Source organism: Prochlorococcus marinus str. MIT 1214 (assembly GCF_027359355.1).
Taxonomy (GTDB): Bacteria; Cyanobacteriota; Cyanobacteriia; order PCC-6307; family Cyanobiaceae; genus Prochlorococcus_B; species Prochlorococcus_B marinus_F.
Genome location: NZ_CP114777.1, coordinates 338,321 through 363,606 on the forward strand (window position 1 = coordinate 338,321; position 25,286 = coordinate 363,606).

At 30.6% G+C, this 25,286-nt stretch carries 23 protein-coding genes; 15 read left to right on the forward strand and 8 right to left on the reverse strand.

Annotated features, from left to right (window positions below; genetic code table 11):
* Positions 1-5: 5 nt before the first annotated feature.
* Positions 6-3,779 (reverse strand): cobaltochelatase subunit CobN, encoded by a 3,774-nt coding sequence (gene cobN, locus O5639_RS01805; RefSeq protein WP_269624807.1) that lies wholly within the window; start codon positions 3,777-3,779, stop codon positions 6-8.
* A 71-nt stretch (positions 3,780-3,850) separates the two neighbouring features.
* On the opposite strand from cobN, the gene O5639_RS01810 reads away from it, so the two are divergent.
* Positions 3,851-4,765, forward strand: coding sequence for a branched-chain amino acid transaminase (locus tag O5639_RS01810; protein WP_269624808.1), 915 nt, complete (start codon positions 3,851-3,853; stop codon positions 4,763-4,765).
* Positions 4,766-4,828: 63 nt separating this feature from the next.
* Positions 4,829-8,377, forward strand: a complete 3,549-nt coding sequence (gene metH / locus O5639_RS01815) for a methionine synthase (RefSeq protein WP_269624809.1) — start codon at positions 4,829-4,831, stop codon at positions 8,375-8,377.
* 34 nt (positions 8,378-8,411) lie between these two features.
* Here metH and O5639_RS01820 read toward each other — a convergent pair whose 3' ends face one another.
* On the reverse strand, positions 8,412-8,639 hold the full coding sequence (locus tag O5639_RS01820; protein ID WP_269625503.1) for a hypothetical protein: 228 nt from the start codon (positions 8,637-8,639) through the stop codon (positions 8,412-8,414).
* A gap of 511 nt (positions 8,640-9,150) precedes the next feature.
* Between O5639_RS01820 and O5639_RS01825 the strand changes: the two genes are divergently transcribed.
* Positions 9,151-9,987: an ATP adenylyltransferase gene (locus O5639_RS01825; protein WP_269624810.1), complete on the forward strand. Its 837-nt coding sequence runs from the start codon at positions 9,151-9,153 to the stop codon at positions 9,985-9,987.
* 20 nt (positions 9,988-10,007) lie between these two features.
* Here O5639_RS01825 and O5639_RS01830 read toward each other — a convergent pair whose 3' ends face one another.
* Positions 10,008-10,187 (reverse strand): hypothetical protein, encoded by a 180-nt coding sequence (locus O5639_RS01830; protein ID WP_269624811.1) that lies wholly within the window; start codon positions 10,185-10,187, stop codon positions 10,008-10,010.
* 192 nt (positions 10,188-10,379) lie between these two features.
* Between O5639_RS01830 and O5639_RS01835 the strand changes: the two genes are divergently transcribed.
* Positions 10,380-11,417 (forward strand): molecular chaperone DnaJ, encoded by a 1,038-nt coding sequence (locus O5639_RS01835; RefSeq protein ID WP_269624812.1) that lies wholly within the window; start codon positions 10,380-10,382, stop codon positions 11,415-11,417.
* A gap of 713 nt (positions 11,418-12,130) precedes the next feature.
* Here the strand turns inward: O5639_RS01835 and pheT are convergent.
* Entirely contained in the window at positions 12,131-14,605 is a 2,475-nt protein-coding gene (gene pheT, locus O5639_RS01840; RefSeq protein ID WP_269624813.1) for a phenylalanine--tRNA ligase subunit beta, read from the reverse strand.
* Between the two features lie 116 nt (positions 14,606-14,721).
* Here pheT and rpmG point away from each other — a divergent pair, with 116 nt between their 5' ends.
* The 5 genes from rpmG to lptC all read left to right on the forward strand — a co-directional run bounded on the left by rpmG (position 14,722) and on the right by lptC (position 18,746).
* The gene (gene rpmG, locus O5639_RS01845; protein ID WP_011823694.1) at positions 14,722-14,919 is read left to right on the forward strand and encodes a 50S ribosomal protein L33; all 198 of its coding nucleotides are present in this window, start codon (positions 14,722-14,724) and stop codon (positions 14,917-14,919) included.
* 27 nt (positions 14,920-14,946) lie between these two features.
* On the forward strand, positions 14,947-15,168 hold the full coding sequence (rpsR, locus tag O5639_RS01850) for a 30S ribosomal protein S18 (protein ID WP_038652622.1): 222 nt from the start codon (positions 14,947-14,949) through the stop codon (positions 15,166-15,168).
* 23 nt (positions 15,169-15,191) lie between these two features.
* Entirely contained in the window at positions 15,192-16,478 is a 1,287-nt protein-coding gene (locus tag O5639_RS01855; protein ID WP_269624814.1) for a ribonuclease catalytic domain-containing protein, read from the forward strand.
* 64 nt (positions 16,479-16,542) lie between these two features.
* A complete protein-coding gene (gene metG / locus O5639_RS01860; RefSeq protein ID WP_269624815.1) occupies positions 16,543-18,087 on the forward strand; it encodes a methionine--tRNA ligase in 1,545 nt (514 codons plus the stop codon).
* Complete coding sequence (lptC, locus tag O5639_RS01865) at positions 18,087-18,746, forward strand: LPS export ABC transporter periplasmic protein LptC (RefSeq protein WP_269624816.1); 660 nt, start codon at positions 18,087-18,089, stop codon at positions 18,744-18,746. Before metG ends, lptC begins: the two co-directional genes overlap by 1 nt.
* Here the strand turns inward: lptC and O5639_RS01870 are convergent.
* The gene (locus tag O5639_RS01870) at positions 18,732-19,349 is read right to left on the reverse strand and encodes a cofactor assembly of complex C subunit B (RefSeq protein WP_269624817.1); all 618 of its coding nucleotides are present in this window, start codon (positions 19,347-19,349) and stop codon (positions 18,732-18,734) included. The genes lptC and O5639_RS01870 overlap by 15 nt on opposite strands.
* Positions 19,350-19,484: 135 nt before the next feature.
* Here O5639_RS01870 and O5639_RS01875 point away from each other — a divergent pair, with 135 nt between their 5' ends.
* The gene (locus tag O5639_RS01875; protein ID WP_269624818.1) at positions 19,485-20,042 is read left to right on the forward strand and encodes a bifunctional adenosylcobinamide kinase/adenosylcobinamide-phosphate guanylyltransferase; all 558 of its coding nucleotides are present in this window, start codon (positions 19,485-19,487) and stop codon (positions 20,040-20,042) included.
* Positions 20,039-20,539, forward strand: a complete 501-nt coding sequence (locus O5639_RS01880) for a tRNA (cytidine(34)-2'-O)-methyltransferase (RefSeq protein WP_269624819.1) — start codon at positions 20,039-20,041, stop codon at positions 20,537-20,539. Before O5639_RS01875 ends, O5639_RS01880 begins: the two co-directional genes overlap by 4 nt.
* Positions 20,540-20,549: 10 nt before the next feature.
* On the opposite strand, the gene O5639_RS01885 is transcribed toward O5639_RS01880, so the two are convergent.
* Positions 20,550-20,735 (reverse strand): hypothetical protein, encoded by a 186-nt coding sequence (locus O5639_RS01885; protein ID WP_269624820.1) that lies wholly within the window; start codon positions 20,733-20,735, stop codon positions 20,550-20,552.
* A 231-nt stretch (positions 20,736-20,966) separates the two neighbouring features.
* On the opposite strand from O5639_RS01885, the gene O5639_RS01890 reads away from it, so the two are divergent.
* Together O5639_RS01890 and O5639_RS01895 are read left to right on the forward strand one after the other, a co-directional pair.
* On the forward strand, positions 20,967-21,146 hold the full coding sequence (locus O5639_RS01890) for a hypothetical protein (protein ID WP_269624821.1): 180 nt from the start codon (positions 20,967-20,969) through the stop codon (positions 21,144-21,146).
* A 525-nt stretch (positions 21,147-21,671) separates the two neighbouring features.
* Positions 21,672-21,887, forward strand: a complete 216-nt coding sequence (locus O5639_RS01895; RefSeq protein WP_269624822.1) for a hypothetical protein — start codon at positions 21,672-21,674, stop codon at positions 21,885-21,887.
* A gap of 1,160 nt (positions 21,888-23,047) precedes the next feature.
* On the opposite strand, the gene O5639_RS01900 is transcribed toward O5639_RS01895, so the two are convergent.
* On the reverse strand, positions 23,048-23,203 hold the full coding sequence (locus O5639_RS01900; RefSeq protein ID WP_269624823.1) for a hypothetical protein: 156 nt from the start codon (positions 23,201-23,203) through the stop codon (positions 23,048-23,050).
* Positions 23,204-23,950: 747 nt separating this feature from the next.
* Between O5639_RS01900 and O5639_RS01905 the strand changes: the two genes are divergently transcribed.
* Both O5639_RS01905 and O5639_RS01910 read left to right on the forward strand, forming a co-directional pair.
* Positions 23,951-24,157 (forward strand): hypothetical protein, encoded by a 207-nt coding sequence (locus O5639_RS01905; protein ID WP_269624824.1) that lies wholly within the window; start codon positions 23,951-23,953, stop codon positions 24,155-24,157.
* Positions 24,158-24,173: 16 nt separating this feature from the next.
* A complete protein-coding gene (locus O5639_RS01910) occupies positions 24,174-24,314 on the forward strand; it encodes a hypothetical protein (protein WP_269624825.1) in 141 nt (46 codons plus the stop codon).
* Positions 24,315-25,091: 777 nt separating this feature from the next.
* Here O5639_RS01910 and O5639_RS01915 read toward each other — a convergent pair.
* A complete protein-coding gene (locus O5639_RS01915) occupies positions 25,092-25,283 on the reverse strand; it encodes a hypothetical protein (RefSeq protein ID WP_269624826.1) in 192 nt (63 codons plus the stop codon).
* Positions 25,284-25,286: the final 3 nt, after the last annotated feature.

Below are 25,286 nucleotides of genomic sequence, written 5' to 3' on the forward strand. Positions count from 1 at the left end.
ATAATTTATAAATTATTATTAGAAGTATAGTTTTCAATTTTACTATCTATATCTGATAGTAATTTTTTTATAGATGATATTTCTTCAATAGTTGCATTTGTCCAAAGTTTTCTGTTGGATGCTTCTAGTAATCTTTCAGCGATATCTCTTAAAGCCCAAGGATTGTTTTCACTAATAAAATTTTTCGTATTATTATTCATTAACCAATTATTCACTATAGATTGATAACACCAATTTGGAACTAAGTTTGTAGTTGCATCATAAGAAAATAAATAGTCAAGGCTAGCTGACATTTCAAAAGCTCCTTTATATCCATGTTCTTTAATCCCCTCTATCCATTTAGGGTTTAATAATCTGCTACGAACAACTTTATCAATTTCTTTTGAGAGTTTATGAATTCTTGGCCGTTGATACCTTGAATTATCTGCAAAATAGGCTTGAGGATTTGTTCCACTAATTTTTTTAATCGCAGAAACTAATCCACCCTGAAATTGATAGTAATCATCTGAATCAAGTATGTCATGTTCTCTATTGTCCTGACTATGAAGTACTACTTTTACCTTTGATAAATTACTTTCTAATCCATCTTTGTCTTTTATGATTTTACTTGAACCTTCATATCTCCATTTACTCCATTCGATAAATGCATCAGCTAGTTCTGATTGATTCTCCCAAGATCCACTATTGATTATTTCTTGTAATCCTGCTCCGTATGATCCAGGTGCAGATCCATATATTCTTGATTTTGTATTTCCATTTCTATATGACTCAGCAAGTGGATTATTAGAAGAGGATTCTTTTAAATTTCCAATAAGATTTTGACCTCTTCGAATCAATTCAATTATCTGTGGAAATGCATCCCTGAATAAACCAGAAATTCTTAATGTTACGTCTACTCTTGGTCTGTTCAATACACTGAGGGGAATGACCTCAACGTCAACTACCCTTCTTAAAGTACCGTCCCATATTGGCCTTAAACCCATGAGAGCAAAAAGCTGACAAATATCTTCTCCACCATTTCTCATTGTTGAAGTACCCCAAATTGAAATAGCAAGGTGTGAAAGGTGTTCACCATTTTCTTGTAGATAAAGTTCCATTATTTGTTCAGCACTTCTTTTCCCTAAGTCCCAAGCTGTTTCAGTTGGTATTGCTCTGATATCAACCGAAAAGAAATTCTTGCCTGTGGGTATAACTTCTAATTTTCCTCTTGTAGGAGCCCCAGAAGGACCGCTAGAAATTCTTTTACCGTCTAAAGCCTTGAGAAAATTTGTTTTTTCGTTGCTTGAACTATTTAATAGTCTGGGTAAAATGTTATTTAGTAAATGATTTATAAAAATATTAGGTTTTTCATGATCTAGGTAATTTAAAATTTTACTATCAAGTTTTATCTTCTTTTTTGATCTATTCTTGAAATTAAGTATGTTAAAACAATGAAACTCTATTATATATTTCCCGATGTCATTCAACCAGGCAACTACTTTGCCGACTTTCCTTGCATTAATAGCTGTATATTTTTTAAATAAATCAATATCTACTTGTTTTAACTTTTTACTCTCTTCGTCACTCCAAGGGTCAAACGTAAAACCTAAATCTTCTGCTAAATATTGAGTAAGACCTAGAGTTATTCCTGTCGGGACATTGGAAATAGCGAGTGTTAACTCTACTAATTTATCCATACTCTGATTAACTCCAAAAACATGAAGACCAGTTCTTATCTGCGAATTCTTAATTTCACATAAATAACTTTCTGCATTATCTATTAGATCTTGTATGTTTAATTTATCTTTTTCTGCTTTTAATTTATTTGATTCAATGCCTGGCCATGAATTTTTAATTAAAAGATCTATTATCTTATTCTCTAATAATTCATTTCTATTATCGTTAATTAGTTTAGATTCATAATATTCATCAATTAGGTTCTCAATCATTAATAGGTCATTAAAACTACCGGCATGAGAAAGTGGTGGGGTTAAATGATCTATAATGATTGCATGTGTTCTTCTTTTTGCTTGGGAGCCTTCGCCAGGATCATTTACAATAAATGGATATATATTTGGAATAGGAGGACAAAGAATAAATGGGAAACAATTATGACTTAAACCAACCCCTTTTCCTGGTAACCATTCCAAACTTCCATGTTTACCTAGATGTACAATTGCATTCGCTTTAAATGTATTATATAGCCAGCAATATTGTGCAATATATTTATGTGTAGGAGGTAAGTCGGGCGAGTGTAAATCAGATAAATTATCGCTCTCATACCCCCTATTTGACTGAATTAGAATTGTTATATTTCCAAAGTTTATTCCATTAATAGGAAATCCAGATTTTTCTAATTGACAAGAATCAAGTGGTTCGCCCCATCGATTTGATATCTTTTCTTTAACGTTAGATTCGAGCTCTTTCCAATAAATTAAATAATCTTTAATATTTAGATATGATTGAGGTTCATTTGAGATTGTCTCTTCAGAATTCGTCCTATGACTTAATATAAGGTTAATTAATTCATTGCTATTATCAGGAATATCTTCATTTCCTAGATTATATCCCTCGTCTTTAAGCCAGTTCAAAATATTAAATAGGCTTTCGGGTGTATCTAAACCAACTCCATTCGCAATTCGTGAGTCTTTTACTGGGTAATTTGCTATAACGAGAGCTATCTTTTTGTTAGAATTATTCGTTTGTTGTAGATAAGTTAGATTTTTTATATATTTTATGCACCATTCAATATGTTTTTCATATGGCTCTGTTTTATATACAGCAATTGATAATTCATCATCTGTATAAGTAAGGTTTTTAAATGCAACTGGAATTGTACAGATTCGACCATCAACTTCTGGTAAAACAACTTGAATTGATAAGTCAATGGGGTTAAGACCTACAGTAGATTCTTTCCACTCAGTTATTGATGAGCTAGATATTAGTAGTTGATATACAGGTATATCTATTCTATCCCATAGGTTTTTCTTCACATCATCATGTTTATATTCAACTGATGAAAATGAGGTTGTAGTTATTATTGCTTTTATGTTCTCTTTTTCTAATAAACTTACTATATGATTCTCTATATTTTTAGATTTAAAACTTGTAATCCATATTATTTTGGCATTTAATTTGTATTTATTAGATATTTCATTTATTTTATCAGCTAGCTCTGTATTGCCCGATTGTAAAAGTGATTTATAGAGAAATACGGCAATAGATGGATTATCATTATTTTTCCATTTCCATTTTATTAACTCATCATGATATTCAATTAAATCTGAATTTAAATTAATTTCTTCAACATCAATTATTTTCTCTAAGGTTTGAAGCATATAATTATAGTTTTTTATACCTCCTTGATTTAAAAGTGTTTGAAATAAATCAACTTTCTCTTGATTTAAGCTACTAATTTCTTGAACATCATTTGCTGTACTTTCAATTCCCGAGACTACTATCAGATGTCTATTTGGTTTCTCTAATTGCCATAAACCTAATTGTTCAAATCCATAAGACCAGTATGATTTTGATCCTAAAAACCTAACAAGAATAATTTCAGCTGTATTACATGTATTAGTTATATAATGATCAATTGATGCATTTGAAGATAAATAAGCTATAGGTAATGCTCTTATTTTATTTTTCCACTTACTATTGTCAGGGACCTTTAATACTGTAGATAAACAGGTTATATCAGATGTAGCGCTAGTTAAGAAGATAACTGGAGCTGATGGCTGTTCGATAAATGTATTTTCTTCTTGAGGTTCATTCCCTGGAAGGGTGGAAATTCTATGCATTCATTTATTATGTGTAATAAGAGCAGTAAAAACTGAAATGCTGATTGTTTTCATCTTAGCTGGAACTAATAATGCATAATTTTCTTCCATTCGCTTGGTTTGAGGGGCAATGTATCCCATTTAATGAGGCGAAGCTATCTATAGCTACTCATGCACTTCATTATGGAACTGCAGCTTTTGGAGGAATGCGCGCTATTCCTGATCCAAATAATAGTAAATCATTTTTATTATTTAGAGCAGACAAACACGCAAAAAGATTATGTCAAAGTGCTAGATTTTTGATGACTGAATTAGATGAGGATTTTGTATTAAAGTCTCTTGAAATATTTCTTGTTAAAAACAAACCGACTCAACCTGTATACATCAGACCATTTGTATATACTAGTGACTTAGGAATTGCACCAAGGTTACATAATATAGAAACTAATTTCTTTATTTATGGAATAGAACTAGGTGATTATCTATCACCTGATGGGGTTACTTGTCGCGTTAGTAGCTGGACTCGTCAGCAGGACAACTCACTTCCATTAAGAGGTAAAATTAGTGGAGCTTATATCACCAGCTCCTTAGCCAAAACTGAAGCTGTAAAAAGCGGATTTGATGAAGCACTATTATTAAATAGTCAAGGAAAAATCAGTGAAGCTAGTGGTATGAACATTTTTATAGTACGTAATGGTGAATTAATTACACCTGGTGTTGATCAAGATATTCTTGAAGGTATAACTCGTTCAAGTGTTATAGAACTGGCAAAAAAAGATGGTATAAAAGTTATTGAAAGACCAGTAGATAAAACAGAATTGTTTATATCTGATGAAGTATTCCTTACAGGAACGGCGGCTAAAATTACCCCTATAAAAATGATTGAAACTACATCAATGAGCAAAGATATGCCAATAATGAATTCATTAAGAACGAAGTTGACTAAAATTACAGAAGGTTTAGATCCTGAATATGAAAATTGGGTTAAACGTGTACAGATAGATTAAAATAAGATTATATAACTTATGTAAATTAATGATTTTCATTTTTATAAGTTATATATATAATTTATGACTGATTTTTTAGGCTATCTCAACTCTGAAAAGAGACCGATATTAGTCTTTGATGGCGCTACCGGCACGTCTCTGCAAGATCAACAACTTAATGCAGATGACTATGGCGGAGCTTCATTAGAAGGTTGTAATGAAAACCTTGTATTGACATCAGTCTCCAGCGTCGAAAAAGTACATGAATCATTTTTAAATGCAGGTTGTGATGTAATTGAAACAAATACATTTGGTGCTACTTCAATTGTTCTAGATGAATATGGAATTGGTAATAAAGCTTATGAGATCAATTTAAAAGCAGCACAAATAGCAAGGAATGTTGCAAATAAATATCAATCTGAGGAAAAACCACGATTTGTAGCTGGATCTATTGGACCAACAACCAAGCTACCAACCCTTGGTCATATTAGTTTTGATGAGCTTAAAAATTCTTATCTCGAGCAAGCTAAAGCACTAATTGAAGGTGGAATTGATCTTTTTATTATTGAAACTTGCCAAGATGTCCTTCAAATCAAGGCTGCTCTGCAAAGCGTAAATGAAGCTATTGGTTCTGGAAAGAGAATTCCATTAATGGTGTCGGTAACCATGGAAACCACCGGCCAGATGCTTATTGGTAGTGATATTTCCTCTATTACAACAATACTGGAGCCATTTAATATTGATATTTTGGGCCTTAATTGTGCAACTGGCCCGGAAGAAATGAAGGATCATATTAAATATTTATCCCAACATTCACCATTTCATATAAGTTGTATACCAAATGCAGGACTTCCAGAGAATGTAGGTGGGAAGGCTCATTATCGATTAACTCCAATGGAACTTAAGTTCCAACTTAGTCATTTTATTAATGATTTAGGAGTTCAACTAATTGGAGGTTGTTGTGGAACTAGACCGGAACATATTAAGCAACTTTCAGATTTATCTAAAGAGCTTTTATCTTCTGAGCGAAGATTGGATACTCTTTCAAAAGAAAGATCTATAATTCCAGCTGCATCATCAATATATGAGTCTATTCCGTATGTGCAAGATAACTCTTTCTTGATCGTAGGTGAGAGATTAAATGCTAGTGGATCTAAAAAAGTAAGAGAACTCCTAAACGATGAGGATTGGGACGGACTTGTTGGAATTGCAAAATCTCAACTGAAGGAAAATGCTCATATATTAGATGTAAATGTAGATTTTGTTGGAAGAAATGGGATCGAAGATATGTCTATGTTAGTCAAAAGACTTGTAAATAATATTAATTTGCCTTTAATGCTTGATTCAACAGATTATGAAAAAATGGAGAGTGGGCTAAAACATGCTGGAGGAAAATGTATTTTAAATTCTACTAATTATGAGGATGGACCAGATAGATTCTATAAAGTAATTGATCTTGCTAAACGATACGGGTCAGCCGTCGTAATTGGAACAATTGACGAAGATGGAATGGCTAGATCTTCTGATAAAAAAGCAGAAATAGCAACAAGAGCCTATAAGGATGCGACTGATTCTGGATTAAAATCTTATGAACTTTTTTATGATCCGTTAGCATTACCTATCTCAACAGGATTAGAAGAAGATAGAAAGAATGGTTTAGAAACTATAAAAGCAATTAAGTTAATAAAAGATAAACATCCTGAAGTTCATTTAATCCTTGGAATTTCAAATGTAAGTTTTGGTTTATCTTCTAGTGCAAGAATTGTTCTTAATTCTATCTTTCTTAATGAAGCAATTAAGGCCGGTCTTGATTCTGCAATTGTTTCTCCTTCCAAGATTTTACCTCTAAACAAAATAAGTGAAGAAGAGATAAAAATTTGTATGGATCTTATTTATGATAGAAGAATATTTGAAAATAAAGTATGCACATATGATCCTTTAACAACCTTAACTAGTTATTTCGATGATTCAAAGACAATTTTAAATAAAAGTTCTAATAATGATGATATTAAATTACCAATAGAAGAAAAACTAAAGAATCATATTATTGATGGTGAAAAAACTAATTTACATTCAAATCTTGATTTCGCATTAAAGAAATATAAACCTTTGGTAATAATTAATGAATATTTATTAGATGGAATGAAAGTAGTTGGTGAATTATTTGGGTCAGGTCAAATGCAATTACCATTTGTTCTCCAATCTGCAGAAACAATGAAATTTGCTGTTTCATATTTAGAGGATTTTATGGATAAATCTGAGGTTAATCAATCAAAAGGAAAATTTATTATCGCTACAGTTAAGGGTGATGTTCATGATATTGGCAAAAATTTAGTAGATATAATTTTATCAAATAACGGTTATGAAGTTATTAATTTAGGAATTAAGCAAGAAGTTAATTCAATAATTAATGCTCAGAAAGAGCATAACGCTGATTGTATCGCTATGAGTGGACTACTAGTTAAATCAACTGCATTTATGAAAGATAATCTTAAAGCATTAAATGAAGAAGATATATCTGTGCCTATTATTCTTGGTGGAGCAGCTCTGACTCCAAAATTTGTTAATCAAGATTGTGCAAGTGTTTATAAAGGGAAAGTTATTTACGGTAAAGATGCTTTTACAGATTTGAAATTTATGGATTCATATATGAAAGCAAAGGAACTAAATAATTGGGATAATTTCTCAGGTTTTAAAGAAGGTGCTCCCGAGGGGATTACTATTGGTAATTATAAAAATACAAATATTCATCAAGAAATTAATATCAACAAAATCAAGGAAAAGTCTATTGAAGATACCTCAAGATCAAAAGATATATCTCAAATAGATTCTATTAAACCACCATTCATTGGCCCAAAGTTTTTACTAGAGAAAGACATAGACATAACTAAAGTTTATAAATTCTTAGATCGTAATGCTTTATTTGCTGGCCAATGGCAAATGAAACGTTCTAAGCAAATGTCTGCTTCAGATTATAAGGACTTTTTACATGAGAAGGCAGAACCAAAGTTAGATTACTGGATGAATAAAATAATCAATGAAAAGCTTATTAATCCATCATTAGTGTATGGTTATTTTCCCTGTGGTAGAGCTGGTAACAATTTAAAAGTATATGATAAAGATCACCAAAGTCTTTTAGGCGATTTTTTATTACCTAGGCAGAGATCTGGAAAAAGATTTTGTATTGCAGATTTTTATAATGACCTAAATAATAATCAGCCTACAGATTATTTGCCAATGCAGGCTGTAACAATGGGAGAATCAGCTAGTGAATATTCTCATAAATTATTTAGTCAAGATTCATACTCAGATTATCTATTTTTTCATGGTTTAACCGTCCAGCTTGCAGAAGCACTTGCTGAATATATACATTCTCTTATTAGAATTGAATGTGGATTTGGAGACTTTGAACCAAATAATATAAAAGATATCTTAGATGTTAAATATCGAGGATGCCGATATTCTTTTGGCTATCCTGCTTGTCCTGAAGTTTCAGATTCTAGAAAACAATTGTTATGGCTTGATGCTAAAAAAATTAATATCTCTATGGATGAAAGTGAGCAACTTCATCCTGAACAAAGTACAACAGCTATTGTTGCATTACATCCAGTTGCTAAATACTTTGGTATTTAAATATTTTCCTATACTTATATATTAATTTTGAAAATTAGTTATTCATTTCATCGATAGTTTCTAATACTTCCATCTGAAACTCAGCCATTGATTCTGAGTCACTTAAATCAATGCCCTCTCCAGCAGCATTTTGAGTTAATTCCTGAAAGTGAAATGCACCCTCACCCGTTGCCAGGAATTCCATGGCAGATGTTTCCCCGCTCTCGCGAAACGCATCGCATAGAGCTAAAAAAGCTTCGTCTTCAGAAAAGTCCCAATCCATTGAGGAGACATTACTGAATGAGGTTTTACCTCTTTCCCCCCTGCTTTCGTCAACCTTATTTGCTAAAAATCTGAAACTATTTTGCAAATTGATAAATTTGAATTTTTAGTTGTTGTCTTAAAACCTTTCCAGCACAACCGATCTCGAGAGTTTACTCAGTTGATTACCAATTAATGAGTTTGAACTTTTATTTTTTTAATCTTCATAAAGAATTCTTTTACAAGAATTCTTTACTCGAATATGTCAAAAGATCTTTCAAGCAATCAATCCGTCTCTAGAGGCCCGCAAATCGTCTCTAATGCGTCGAATCAATTGTGTGAATGCAATTGATCATTCATGCGTTGGTTGGCTTGCAAAGCATAAATTTCATGATCCCTAGAATATTGATTAGCTTCATTCAGGTTTTTAAATTATTGATTAGGCATTGGGTAATAAGCTTTTATTTAAATTTTAAATTTATAGATTATTAATTATATAATCTATAAATATATTTATCAAAGGTCTATTTGAGGTGAAGAGCCAATCTATATGGTCAAAAGCTCTGGACATTAGTAGACAAGCTGTTAATTGCGGTGCAGTAATTCCTCTTAATACTATAAAATATAAATCCAGTGAAGCATGTTGTGATTTTGAGCTTCGTTTTCTTAAAAGTCCAATACCCAAGTCTTTAATAGAATATGGTCCAAAACGAAATCCATTTATTCCTTGGGATTCTAGATTAGAAATACAGCCAATAAATGACAAACATACATTAATATTAAATAAATATCCAGTACAGATAGGACATATGTTATTAATTACCAATTCCTGGAAACCACAAAATGGCTGGTTAAATAAAGATGATTTTGAGGCTATTCAAAATGTTGACAATGATACTACAGGTTTATGGTTTTTTAACAGTAGTAAAGAGGCTGGTGCCAGTCAGCCTCATAGACATTTTCAATTATTACCAAGACGCCACGATGAGTGTATTTGTCCTAGATTTGACTGGTTTTGTTCCTTATTAAATAACACTAATAGCAATAAATCTGAAATATCACACTGCATTTCAATTAGACAAAGGAATAATAATATAAACTCAAACTCATACGATTTATTCTGCTCCTATAAATCTATGATTAATGAAATGAATTTAGGTGATATAGATATAATTAAAAAACCTTTAAAACCATATAATTTACTTATAACATCTGAGTGGATTGCTCTAATAACACGTAAAACAGATAGATCAAACGGTTTTAGTATAAATGCTCTTGGTTTCGCTGGTTATTTTCTTGGTACACAAAGATCTGATGTTGATGCTCTTATTAAATTTGGTCCAGAAAAGATATTAAAAGATGTAATTTAAGAACTAGCTTTAAGGTTGATTTAGCTTTCCACACTAGGAGTTGTTGAATTCATTTGTTCTTCAAGCATTGATATTGATGCTGTAATAGCAGCAAGCTTTCTTTCATAAGATTCTTTAACGGATATTAAAAAATTTAATTTTCTAGCTTGAAACAATTTTTTTCTTTCACTCCAATTTTTGGAAGAATCGCAAAAGTTCATTTTTGATTAATATTTGATCTACTTTGCAAATGATACTTAATTGTGTTGTTCTATGTGGCCATAATTTAATTTTAAGAAAAGATTACAAAATTTTTTCATATTTTGTAATTAGATATTAATTATATAAATTCAAAGCTAAAAGTGTGTTGAAAATAAAAAGGCTATTATTATGTGACTAGATATTAGGATCTTGTGACGGAAGGGGAAGGAAAGGAAGTTAAGAGAATATCAATTGATTTACCAATTGATCTAGTTGATGGCGTCGATCGACTTCGCAAAGAATGGGGATTTAGGGCTAGAGGACTAGTTTTCGAGAGATTATTAGAGGTTATTTTATCTAATGATTTAGATGATGAAATAATCGAGAATGAACAATTAGATTTTAAACATAATAGTAATAATGATTCATCAACTCCTCATAACGGAATAGATAATGGTAAACAGGAAGAAAAAGCACTTGTGATAGTTGGCAATAAGAATATTGAAATAAAAAATGTTGCTGTCAATGATGTCAAAGCTAATGATGTTCTAATTAATAAAAAAAATACTGTCTCCACAGGCATTGAATTACCAGGCTTTATTAGAAAACAAACTACCAACCTAAAGAGAAGTTTGAGTAAAGATAAAACTTTTAAAAATATGGAAGATACCTCAATTACCACTATTGATATCGATGATCTATTAAAGGCGAAAGATGCTGCAGAAAAACATTGGATATATCTTTATGGACAAAAACCTACTGAAAGTGTTATTGAGGCTTCAATGATTTGGCTTGCTAGAGATATCTGGCCAAATGTAGATGGCACTGAAAGTATACCTTTCACCTGGAATGCGGCTTGTAAAATGCTTAATTCCTATTGCAGTGAATGGAAAATCGACTCGGTAACTTTTGATGATGTTGTGATATTGGCCGGAGCTCTGGAAGACCCTTTTTCTGCTAAGAACCTAAGAAGTAGAATACCAACTCTTATTCGTAGATTCGTTAATAAATTCAAACGTAGTCAAAATGTAACTTCATTCCAAACACTTGAGTCTACGATGACTGTTCATGGTGCTCTCAAGTTGTTGGGTTTACCAACTAAGGCTGGATCATCTCTAACACTTTCTTTTATTAGAGATGCCTATAAAGAAAAAGCTCTTTCAAATCATCCTGATGCTGGAGGATCAAACGAAACAATGAGAAAACTAAATGAGGCTTATCAATTACTCAAAGATTTATATAAGAATTAAATTCTCAAGTGTCTTAAATTCGTCTAATAGATAGTCCAGTATAGAGACTCGTTGGAGACTGAATAGATTAAGTCGGATAAATTTTCTTTCGTTAATAAGCCAACGAATTAGGTAAGAATAGATCGGTAAAGTATAAATATTATTGAATCTTCTCTATATAAAAAATACATTAAAGGTATATGAAGTCATCAATTGCAATTTTAAATGCATAAAAATTGGCTTTTATTATTAGCAGTCTGATTAGATCCATTCGTTTTTGATGTAGCTAGACGTTATAAATGTCCATCTGATGTCCATTCGTTCTTTCGAGGCTATAATACACTGGTACAACATGCTTTACAACTCAGCATAACTGCTTGATAGACAGTTATGCAAATAAACCCAATAAGAAATCTCTGGGATTTGAATTAATTAGAAATACTTCCGGAACTAGGATTAAACAATTCTAATGAATCTACTATGAGATCATAAGTGAGTCTAGGCTTGAGTCCTTTATCGGACTATTAAGACTATTTCTTTTTGGTTTGTATGTGTTTATCGAGCTTAATTTTAAATTTTATTCATCCTAGTGTAGTTCTAACCAAATAAACAATCTGTTTGCTTCTACTGGATGCAATGAAATTTTTAATATTATTGCAAAAAATACCATCCAACTAGTCTAATACAGGTCTTAGCATGAGACTATTAGTGAGTCTTATGATAGACTTGATAGACTAGCTTCTGAGGTCCGCATTTAATTTTTCTTTAAGAGCACTTCTTATTTTTTCGTGTATTGGATTTATATCTTCTTCTATTAGGGTTTTCTTTGGATCTCTGTATTTTATTCTAAAAGCCTGGCTAACTGAATCATGGGGAATAGAAGATCCCTCGTAACGGTCTATCAATTCCACTTTTTCTAAAAGTGGTCTACCAGATTTCTTTATTAGATTTATTATTTCTAAGGAACTATATTTTCTTGAATGAATAAGCGCAATATCCCTTTCCATGTAAGGAACAGTTGGGTAATCCTTGTAAACTCTTGTCCAATTTGTTTTCCTTGTCGAGGCCTTAACCAATGAATCTAACTCAAGGTTATATAAGTAAGTTTCTTTAATTAGATCATATTCCTCGGATAGAGAAGGGTGAATTTGTCCGAAGAAGCCGATACTTTTTCCCTCAACAAATAATTCAGAAGTTCGACCCGGATGCATGAATTTTTTTTCGATAAGTTGCTTATCAATAGTTTCAATTCCAAGAACGTCAAGTGATTGCTTGAGTTTTCCTCTTGCTTCAAAATAATCTAAAGAAATTTGTTTTGATGCTGAGCCCCACCTACTAAATCGTTTATTTCCAGTTAAAGCACCTGCTAATAAATTTGTTTCAACAAAGCTTTCTTTATCTTTTTTGTATGTCTTTGCTATTTCAAAGATCCAACACCCTTCAGATCCAAATGATACATTTCTCTGTAGAATTTTAAGATGTTCATCCCATACATTTGTTCTTAATCTACTAGTCTCTGATAGTAATGGATTTTTGATTATTACAGCATTTTCATCAGTGTTATCAGGACCAACAAGTGATGAAGTCACTACTTCTTGAAAACCATTATGGATAAAGGAATTTCGTAAACGTCTTTCAACCAAATTTGCAGGTGTTAGTACTCCTGGCTCAAGAGGATCGGGCATATTTGAATCAAAATTATCATATCCAATTAGTCTTGCGATCTCTTCTATCAAATCGATTTCTCTAGTTAAATCTAATGATCTGTAAGGAGGAATTTGTACATCCCAACCACTAGAAGTTTGAGTAATTAGGCAACCAAGTTTTATTAGAAGAGACTCAATCTCATCCTTATTAAGATAACGGAATGTATTAGAACTTTTATCTACTTCATTACTATCTATACAACTTAATTTACCTAGAACCTTATTTATTTTGTCTATTCTAATATTTACACTAATATCTTTTCTAATAAACTCATTATTGACATGAGTCGATTTAACATTACCGCCTAATTCTAACGAAATAAGATCACTAGCTCTTAGTGAAACAGCAGTTGTCATGTTAGGTGATATACCCTTTTCGTATCTACTACTTGCATCTGTTCTTAGCCCTATTTCTCTACTACTATTTCTAACTGACGTAGGAGTAAATACAGCTGCTTCCAACCATACTCTTGTAGTTTTAGCACTTACGGAACTGTTTTTTCCTCCGATAACCCCTGCTATTGCAATTGGAATATCGCCGCATGTAATCACCTTTATATTTTTATTTAACTTATATTCTTTTTTATCGAGTGCAATAAATGATTCACCTTCTCTTCCATTTCTAATACCAAAATCATTTGGCATAACTATTCTACCAACTATATTATCTAATAGATCTGCATCAAAGGCATGTAGAGGCTGGCCTTGCTCAAGCATTAAAAAATTTGTTATGTCTACAACTGGGTTTATACAATTTTGCCTTAATGAATTTAATTTATTAGATATCGATTTATTTATCTTTCCAGTATTGTCTATATTATCTATATACGTAAGTGAGTAAATAAAGTCTGATCCTATCGTTTCTTTTTCTCTTATTTGTGGCTCAAATTTTTCAAAGTCTTTTTTGAAATTTAAAGTTGGTAATGTTAATTTTGAATTTGTTATGATTGATATTTCTCGTGCTATACCAGCCATAGACATACCATCAGGTCTGTTAGCAGTAATAGCTAATTCAATAATGATGTCATTCAAACCAAGATAATCGACAGCATTTGAGCCAATTGGAGGGATATTATCTTCACTTTCTTCAAGAATTTCTATACCTTCATTACTACTTTCAATCCCTAATTCATCCAATGAACAAATCATTCCTGCGCTTTCTACGCCTCGTAAATTAGATAATTTTATTTTTAATGACTTTGAAGATAAATAGGCTCCAACCTTCGCAACAAGGACGTGGTATCCGGGCTTTACGTTTGGTGCACCACAAACAATACTTAGTTTTTTGGGTAAACCAACATCTACTGAACAAACTTTAAGCTTTTCGGCATTTGGATGTGGTGTGATTTCGTCTACATAACCAATAACAACATTCTTTGCTTGCGCTGATAAGTCTTCTAATGATTCAACTTCAAAACCAGTCATTGAAAGCTTTTCAGCCAATTCATCAATATCATTGTTAAATACGACAAGATCTTTTAGCCAGGAAACTGATACCTTCATGATTTGCTCTTACAGGAGTTAAACATAGGTGCTCAAATGAATTTATAAAAAAGGGTGCTTAGCCTAGTAAGATTGTACTTCGTTCCCTAGACTCACAAAAGTTGAGCTGAGTTCATATGGCTAAAAAAGGTACCAGAATAGTGGTCACTTTAGAATGTACTGAGTCTAGATCTGTACCTAGCTCAGAAAAGCGTTCTGCAGGTGTATCTAGATACACCACAGAAAAAAATCGTAGGAACACTACTGAGAGACTGGAACTTAAAAAATTCTGCCCTGAATTAAATAAGATGACTATTCATAGAGAAATCAAATAATCATCCCCTTTTATACACTTTTTAAAAATGACTAATTCAGTATTCAAGCAAAAGCTCTCTCCAATAAAGCCTGGAGATCCTATTGACTATAAGGACGTAGAATTATTAAAGAAATTTATTACAGATAGAGGAAAAATTTTACCTAGAAGACTTACTGGATTAACAGCTAAACAACAAAGAGATTTAACCACAGCAGTTAAAAGAGCACGAATTATTGCCTTACTTCCCTTTGTTAATCCAGAAGGGTAAGTTAATATTCTATTAATAATAGAATGTGCTCTAAAATTATAGATAATGAAGTTAAAAATATAATTTCTAGATTTAAACAAACAAGTAATGTAAATACTTCAGTTAAAGACCTTACACATCTTAATACTTATTCTATAGATGATTCTCAAACTTTTGAAATTGATGATGCTATTTCTTTAGAAAAAATTTCTTATCAGCATAAGTTATGGATCCACATTGCTTCCCCTACTTCATATTTTGAATATCAATCAGCTATTGACAAGAAGGCAAGGGAGCTTATTTCAACTGTTTATTTATCAAATAATACTTATTATATGCTTCCTGAAATTTTAATAAATGATGTTTTTAGTTTATGTGAAAGAGAAAAGAGACAATCATTAAGTTTAGGTGTTATTTTTAATGATGACGGTAGTGTTTCTTCTACAGAAATAGTCCAGAGTATTATTAAAGTAGACTTCAGGTTAAATTATACAGAAGCTGATGAACTAATAGATTATGCGCCAAAAGAAGAAGAAGATTTAAGTATTATCTCTGAAATATTACAAAGTAGAAAACGTTGGAGAAAGAATTCAGGTGCTATGGAAATATTAGAATCATTTGGAAAGATTATTGTAGAAGATAACAATCCCACCCTTAAGATAATAGATCCAACGTTATCGAGACAATTAATAAGTGAAGCAATGATTTTGTATGGAAGCTTAATTTCAAATTTTACTAAGGTCAATAAAATTCCTGTTCCATATAGAGTCCAACAACGTATAGATAAAGTTTCTAATGATAATATTCAAGAATCTGATAATAATGTTTTACACAATTTTGTACTTAAGAAAACTATGGGTAAGTCATATTACTCTGTAACTCCCATGCCTCACTCGAGTTTAGGATTAACATCTTATCTACATGCCACATCACCGATAAGAAGATATGCTGACTTGTTGGTTAACTACCAACTAAATAGATATCTAAATAATAAAGAACTTATATCTAAAGAAGATATTGAACAAATGACTCTTAAGATTAATAATCAAGGAAGACAAAATATTATGAGATATAGAGAGGATCAAAAATATTGGCTAATTAAATGGTTCAAAACATATTCATTTAAGGAATATAATGTACTTTTATTAAATTGGATAAACAAACATAAATGTATTTGTATTTTATACTTTATTGAATATCATTTTTCTACTATATGTAATCTAAAATCAAAAAAGAGCTTAAATATCGGCGAGAGCTTTAACGTTCAAAATATAGTCAATAATAATAATAATGATATAATATATTTTGAATTAATTTCATTATCAAAATAAGCGTTCATCATAAGTGTGCAAGAGTTTTAAAAATACAATATAATAATTAGAATATATATTGAATATGAAATACACAATTACAACACCACTATATTATGTTAATGACAAGCCTCATCTAGGTAGTTCATATACAACAATCGCTTGTGATGCAATAGCTCGATTTCAAAGACTAAGTGGAAATACTGTACTTTTTCTTACTGGAGTTGACGAACATGGTCAAAAAATAGAGCGAACCGCCGAAAGTAAAAACCTTCAACCCCAACTACATTGTGATGAAATCACAGAAAAGTATAAGTATTTATGGGATAAATTAAATATTAGTTATGATCGTTTTGTCAGAACAACCTCTAAAGATCACACATCCTTAGTTCATCAATTTTATTCAAAAGTTTTGAATGCTGATGATGTTTATATGGGTAGACAAAGTGGTTGGTATTGTGTTGGATGTGAGGAATATAAAGATGTAGACGAGGATGAACAAAGCCCAATATGTTCTATTCATAAAAAGGAATTAGAATGGAGAGATGAAGAAAATTTATTTTTTAAATTATCAAAATATCAAGAGCAAATTGAAAAATTAATTCAAATTGACGGTTTTATTTCTCCTAAAAGCAGAAAAAATGAAATTATCAATTTTGTCTCAAAAGGGTTAAGGGATTTCTCAATTTCTAGAGTAAATTTAAAATGGGGTATAAGTGTTCCAGGAAACAATGATCACACTTTTTATGTATGGTTCGATGCTTTATTAGGTTATATTAGTGGATCTCTTCGTGATCAAAACTCTCCTGAACTAACCGATGAATCGCTATGTAATTGGCCTGCAAATATACATGTAATTGGAAAGGATATACTCAGATTTCATGCAGTTTATTGGCCAGCAATGCTACTTTCTGCTGGTATGAATCCACCTGGCAGTGTTTTTGGGCACGGGTTTTTAACACGAGAAGGGCAAAAAATGGGTAAATCATTAGGTAACGTTCTCGACCCGATTGAACTCTTGGAATATGGGGGTATAGACGCGATGAGATGGTATCTTTTGAGAGATATTGAATTTGGTGAAGATGGTGATTTTCAAATGAGAAGATTTGTGGATATTGTTAATAGTGATTTAAGTAATACCATTGGTAATTTGTTAAACAGAACAATTACAATGTCTAAAAAATGGTTTAATGATAAAATTCCAATAGATAATTCTTTATTACCTGCATCTCCTCTTAAAGTTCAATCAGAGATAAAAATAAATGAATATATGCAATCATTTAAAGATAGAAATTTCAAAAATGCAGCAAATGCAATTATAGACCTAGCTAATAGTGCAAATCTTTACCTAAATGATCGTGCACCATGGAAGCTAATTAAAGATATTACAAATAAAGATATTGTTGCTCTTGATATATATTCTGTACTTGAATCCTGCCGAGTTATTGGAATATTGCTAAATCCTTTTGTACCCAATTTAAGTATTAGAATTTTAAATCAATTAAATATTGATTCTTCAGCTATTAATTTTAAAAAATCATTACATTGGGGTTTGTTAGATCCTGATAATGGACTACAAGACCCTTGTCCTGTAATGGATAAAATTGAATTTAATGAGAATTCTTTCTAGTGAAGTATTTACCGATTCATTTTCTGCTAATAATTACTACATTAACTCTATTTGGCTGTCAAAAATCAAACAAATCTTCTACTCAGATAGATAATAAAAGCTACATTAATGATTTTGAACTACTTCAAGAAAATCCTAATAATGAAACCAGCGTAAGAATCACTAGTCCTAAAGCCATAATTGACCCAACAAATAATGATATAGATATATTTGAAAGCTCAATAGAATTACTTAATAAAAAGGGTCAAGACTTTAAAGTTAAATCCGGCAATTCAACTCTCAACAATTTAACTAATTCTATTAGCGTTTTTAATAATGTACGAATATCATTTCTTGACAAACAGGATTACTACATCACTACTAATTCCTTTGATTGGGATTTAAATACCTCTATTATTGATATTAATAATCCAGTTAATATTAATTTTAATAATACTAGAATAAAAGCAACTAATGGATTCTATGATATTGATTCGAGCCTACTTAAAATAGACAATAGTGAATTCAATAGATATATATATAATGTAAAAGGTGAAGAGGAATATTATGTAAAAATCAAATCTGACTTTGCAAAATGGTTTAAAAAAGATAATACTTTAGTATTTACATCTAATGAGAAACAGGTAGAAACAACTATTAATTTCCTACTTACTGAGTAGTACGTATAACTTATCAGACCATCCTGATATCCATTTTTCATCTGAATTAGTAAATGATCTCTTTGACCAACCTCCAACTATTGTGAGGCCTCTATTTTTAAGAGGATAAACAATCACTGCTGGTAAATTATTTAAAACGCCATCAAACTCATCTCTACCAGGAAATAATTCAGTATTAACTAACGAGATTAATCGGTTTTGATCAATTGATCTTTTACATATTTCTCCAGGTTCAAATATTTTTTCAGAAATCAAGCCTCTTCTAAGTATTACTTTATTGTCCCAATATATTAATACTGTACTAGCTGCTGTTGCAGTAAGTATTTGCTTGCTTCCCCAGGCTAATTCATTCCTTTGATCGTCAGTTAATTTCTTACAAAGTTCGAAACCCTCCTTTCCATCCAAGTTAGCCTTAGAAGGTTGTTTAGGGTTAATTTCAGTCCAGAGATAACCAATAGTTATTAAAGCTATTGAAGCCATTCCAGATATTGTCTCAGCTCTTACTAATGTTGGATTCACTTGATTAGCAGTAATAATATTTATAATTGATAAAATTAATAAAAAAGATCCAAATATTATGACTAAGCTAGAAATTTTATACATTTAACTATTCAATCAAGTTTAAATAAATATATTGATTCTTTATTATACATATCAATATCTAACTTTAATCTTTATGCTATATCAATATAGTTTATAAAAAAACACTATTAATAGATTTTTTTAATAGCTTAGAATATGATCACACCAATAGCCCATAACTATAAAGGACTCATATCAATTACTGGACCGACAAAAAGTGGAAAAAGCAAATTAGCTGAGTTTTTAATATCGGAGCAAGAACTTGTCACTTACATAGCGACATCAAAACCAAGACCAAATGATTCTGATTGGCAAGTTAGGATAGATATTCACAGGAAGAGAAGACCTGATAGCTGGACGCTCATTGAGCATCCAAAAGACATCTGCCAAGCAATTGAATCGATTGAAGGAAATGAGTCAATATTAATTGATTCATTAGGTGGCTTAGTTGAGCAGCACCTAATAAAAGATGACGATCAATGGAATAATTTCCAAATGAAATTTCTTAATTGCCTTTCAGAAGATAATTTATGCATTGTTGTTGTTTCTGAGGAAGTTGGCTGGGGAATTGTTCCTGCCACACCAATAGGTCATTTATTTCGTGAACGTCATAGCACCCTAACCTCATTGATAAGTCGCCAATCAAAAAAAAGGTGGCTTGCTATCAATGGGACTGCAATTGACTTAGATAAATTTGGTGATCTCATACCATGAATGATTTTATTACTTCTAGACCTCGTGTCGCATTATTTGAACCAAGAATTCCACAGAATACAGGAACAATTGGTAGATCTTGCTTAGCATTTGGTATGTCCTTAGATATTATTAAGCCTACTGGCTTTAGCTTTGAAGATAAATATTTAAAAAGAGCAGGTTTAGACTACTGGGCAAAAGTAGACCTACATTTATATGACTCATTTGAACAATATAAAAATACGTTTAACAATTCAAGAATTATCGCTCTTACCAAAAAAAGTAGTAATTCAATCTCAAATCTTGTTTATAAAGATACAGACATACTTTTATTCGGACGAGAGGATACAGGTTTACCCAATGACATAATGAATAATTGTGAAATAGTTGCGGGAATACCTATGCCAGGGGGTGAGACTCAATTGAAGACAGGGGGAGTAAGAAGTTTAAATCTATCCGTTGCATGTGGGATAGTTTGTTATTCAGCATGCTTACAATTGAATTTATTAAGCAAATAATTCATTCTATTTATCCAAGGAAATTACAGTATAAAACTCCATCATTTATTACATTATTATCATCTACCTCTAACCACTCTTTGTATTCATCATATAGAGCTTCCCGGTTCTTGCCTTTCAACTTATTGAGTCGTTTAAGTGATCCGTTAAGCATTACCTCAACAGCCTGTAAAGCTCCAGATTGCCTTGAAGACATAGAGGATATATATTTTCTATAAAAGTAAACCATAAACGTATATATTTCAGTTTCATTTATTACAGAATTCAAAACTTTAGTATCAGAAAAGAAAATAATTTCTACAAAGCTATCTTATTATTTTTCTTAGGATTAAGATAGCAATTTATTTAAATCATTTTTTGAATTACGGGATTTACTAATTAACAGAAGCCAATACACGAAATAAGATAAAAAAAACAAAAAAATTAAATGTCAAAAACAAGCTTAAGAGGGAGTTGCGAAGTCACAATTAACACTGCAATTAATAGGCTATCGAAAATTGAGGGTAAAAACAAAAAAGCCCTCGAAAGTGAGTTTAGAGAATGGATAGATGCAATTGAAGGGGATAATAAAAACTATGATGTTCTTTATATTAATAAGATCGATTAATAAATTGATTCCTCAGGCACGTGGGTGTAGATCAGGGTATCTGGTATTTTGATCTTTTATTCTGCTTGGATTTTCACGGTCAGAACTTCTAGCTGCATTAAAAATGATTAGAAATGGGGTAAAAATTGCAAAAAAGTAAAAGTGTAAAAGGATTAAATCCCAAGGAATACCAGCATTTCCATAATCTGGAAAAAACAAAGCGGTTGCTAATAGAGACATGTTAAACTAATGTATTCAATTAATTTAACTAAGATGGCTTTACACCGTGAATTACTTATTGGATCAAGAATTTATTAATAGCATGAATTCATATATACGTTTATCTGTAGCTCTGATCTTTTAATTGTTCATTTATTAAATGATTATATTTTTTTAAAGAAGTGTTAAAAACGTAGAGTTGATAAATATATTCTTTTTAAATATGATTAACTATCTATTAAATTACATAGTTAAAGAAAACAAGGACTTTGCACAAAAACAGATTCAAACTATAATAAATAAATAAAATAATAGATTTAGAAACGAATGAATACTATATCTAATATACTTAAGTGGCTAAGAAATCAGATGCCGTATTTACTATTAATAGCGATTTATTTCTTTTTTGTTAATATTGAAGCTAAGAAAGAAAAAAATAAGAATCTAAAATCATATGAAAAAAAAATATTGCATAATAATACATCTGACTCTGACGATAAGAACATAAGAATTGAAATCCCAGTGGTTCCATTTAATGAATAAATTCCTACCTAATAATCAATTTAGAAGTTCTTAGTTTAAATAAGTCTGCTTGTCTTTGTGCTGCTCTGTCATGTTGTTTTTTAATTTCAATACAATGCTGGCAGTTGCAAGTCATTTTTAATGAAGAGAAGTTAGGAACTTAGTTTGTTTCAGTAGAATAACTATTGTTTCTCTAATTAGTTTGTTAAAGAATAAACTTATCATTAATATTCTAACTAATTTATTAGCAATTGCAAGTTGTTCATATATCCAAGAATATTCCTAGAGAGGTGGATTGTTTGGGGTTATAAAAATCTATAAAGTGACTTTGACAGCATAGGGTTGATGTTCATCTATATTAAATAAATAAGTGTTTTTAATTATTGTGGTTTATTACAGAATCGTGTATTGAATTTTTTAGGTTAAGTACAATCATATTTTATTTATAGTGTGCAATTTGAATAATTCAATTGTGTGTGTTTTTTGAATTAGTATTATCAATGGTGATATTGTTCTAGAATATTAAAGAATACCTATAGCTGAGATATGAGTAGAAAATTATTTAAATTAGACGGCAACAAAACCTACTCCCTAATAGGCTTTGATAAAAGAGCCGCACTCGCTATTCAAAACCATTTTCGTTTAAGCAATTATCAAATGTTAGTCCTGAGCTGGGTTAAGGGTATATGGACCGGTATTTTGATTTCACTTGTTGTCCACTATTTTATAAATCATTAACTTCTTACAGCTGTATGAGATTAAATGAACAATAAAATTATATATCCTCAATTAAGATATAATCATCATTTATTTCATCTAAAATTAATTCAATCCTAAATATTTACTTATTACAGATTTCATATCTTATTAGATAGTAAAGTAAAAGCTACAAATTATCAAAATTTCACGTATTTTGTCGATTCGATAAATAATTTGATTACTTATTTTCACCTTTGGCTTAAAAATTCATTATCTTTACCTTCTTTACCTTTAGTTCTTTCTTGTCTATTACTACTATTTTTTTATCTATTGAAGATATTCAATATAATTTTTTTTTATTTAATATACGTTGCTATATATAGGGTTTCCAGGCATAGGTAAAAGCTTAGTAAAAATATATATAAAAATTTTTAATATGTTTCTATTAAAGTTAGTGCTTTGATCGATACAGATTGTTTTGCTTATTTATTGTGTGCCTTCTCTATTACTTTTTGGGATTCAGCTCTTGAAAGAGTAGCCTCAATTCGTGCCAAAACTTGCTGTAATTCAGCTGTCTTATTCAATGAGTTCTCAGCCATCGATCTAAGCTTTTGAAGTTCTTTAGATGCTGTTTTCATAAAGAAGGTAAAAAGATTGAAATTTCCTAGATAACAAAGATAATTACCTAAGGAATCAATAGGAATATCACACGAACCAAATTGCCAAATATTTTCATGATGTCAATAGATGAAATCTTGATCTCTTGATAAATTCATAATTACATAGTAGTAATTATGAATAGTAGTAATTAGTTCTTTATTAAGGTAATTAGTTAAAATTAAAGAGTATATAAATAAATAGAAATTTAAAATAACAAAAAAACACAGATCTATTCGGACCTGTGTTTTTCACATTAATTAGGTTCTAAATCAATTAATAGATAAATATAAAAATTAATTGTCCTTACCTTTCTTCTCTGAATCTGTAGGTCTTACTGGTTTAGGCAAAAGCATGATGAAAATCTTATCTCTATCTTTATTTATAGTTGGTTTTCTGATTTCGTAAATAAGAATTATCAGTTTGAAACTTCTTGATACATGTAAATTTATGTTTTTCGATGCTTGTCAGTAAACTTATGATTTTTTCTGTATACGGTTTCCTCTTGTTGAGCTAATTCTTGTTGTGACTGAGCTCTCTTATCAATTCCGGGCTCAGATTTTGCCCTGAGCATCTCAATTTCTTCTAATGATAATTTTTTTTAAAAATCACTTTAACTGTAACCTTTCAACTAATTGAAGAAACCAAGACAGTCTTAAGCTAAGTTAAAGCATGATTAGATGGATTATGAAATATTCCATTGGCAATCCTTATTGAGGAAATTATCTATGAAAGAAGATTGGAAGCCTGTAGATTCTCAAGTCCTGGTAGATTCTTGGGAAGAAATTAAAGACTGTGCAGAAGGTATTCAAAGAGATCTAGCTTGCCCTGATGAAACTATTTCAAAAATGTTGAGGTCAGTGGCTGAAACTTTTGATAATACTGTTGAAGATCTGCTGGATAAGGCTGAAGAAGATTGGGAAGAAGAGAAATAAGATGTATCATTAATTTATGATTCCAAATTTTTTTCAAACTCCTGAGCCAGTAACTCATATTGGCCTATGGAAATCTATAATTGGATTGATAATTGTTTTGTTTGGAACATTTGTAGGTGTTGAAATTAGACTTGGTAACGAAGAGGATGAAAAATGATTTCTTTAGCCTAATTTTTACAATATTAATACTTAATAATTCTTAGCTTTATTAATTCTCAAAATGAGCGATTAATTCAAATATAATTTTAAATTAAATTAATAGCTATATCAGAACACCATGTTTATCTGATATTTCAATTGCTCAGAGAAAAGAATCAAAATTTAATTCTTCACGATTGGGTGAAATTGCACAAAAGGAATTGACAATACACGAAGAGTTAAAACAGTTTTATTTAGTGGATGTAGAGTGAATCTATTAAATTGGAAATATATTCAGATAAACGAAGTAAAATATTTAGATCTAAATTTGAATATTAACTTTTAAATATGATTTCTTTTTTTTGATTTAGATGTCAATTCTGATTTTGAGAAACTTAAATAATTTGATTTATTATGGATAAACAAAGTTATTGGGAGCAGCTATGTGAAAAATCTAAATCAACTTGAGTTACCAAAGCCTAGGAGATCAATTTTTCTATGGAAATGAAGATGGTAAAGTGTATAAAGACAAATTTAAAATAATCAGATAATTTGATGCTATTAAAGATTAATATCATTAATCTTTATCTTTAAATTCTAAGTAACTATAACCATTGAAGAATATGCTTATAAAAATGAGTGCTCTGAATAACCTATTAAGCCTTTAATAAAAAGAGGATGACGAAGCTCTCTGTTGGGGAAGCTTCATATGTTCCGATCATCCTCATTTTCTTGATAGCAATTTTTATTTATAATGGCAACAATATTTATTTTGTTTCTGAACATATAAAATTGACTAATGATCTCTAAATTTATTTGATATGAGTTGTTTTTGGCCCCATTCTTTGTGCTTGCTCTCTAGATCAGATAATGAATTACTTTGAGCTTTTAATTTCAATAGATATGAAACTTTCGAGATTTTTGTTGAAATAATCTTGTTGGGATAGTCAATATGAGTTTGGTATGCTTGTAAGTAATAATTACTCATTAG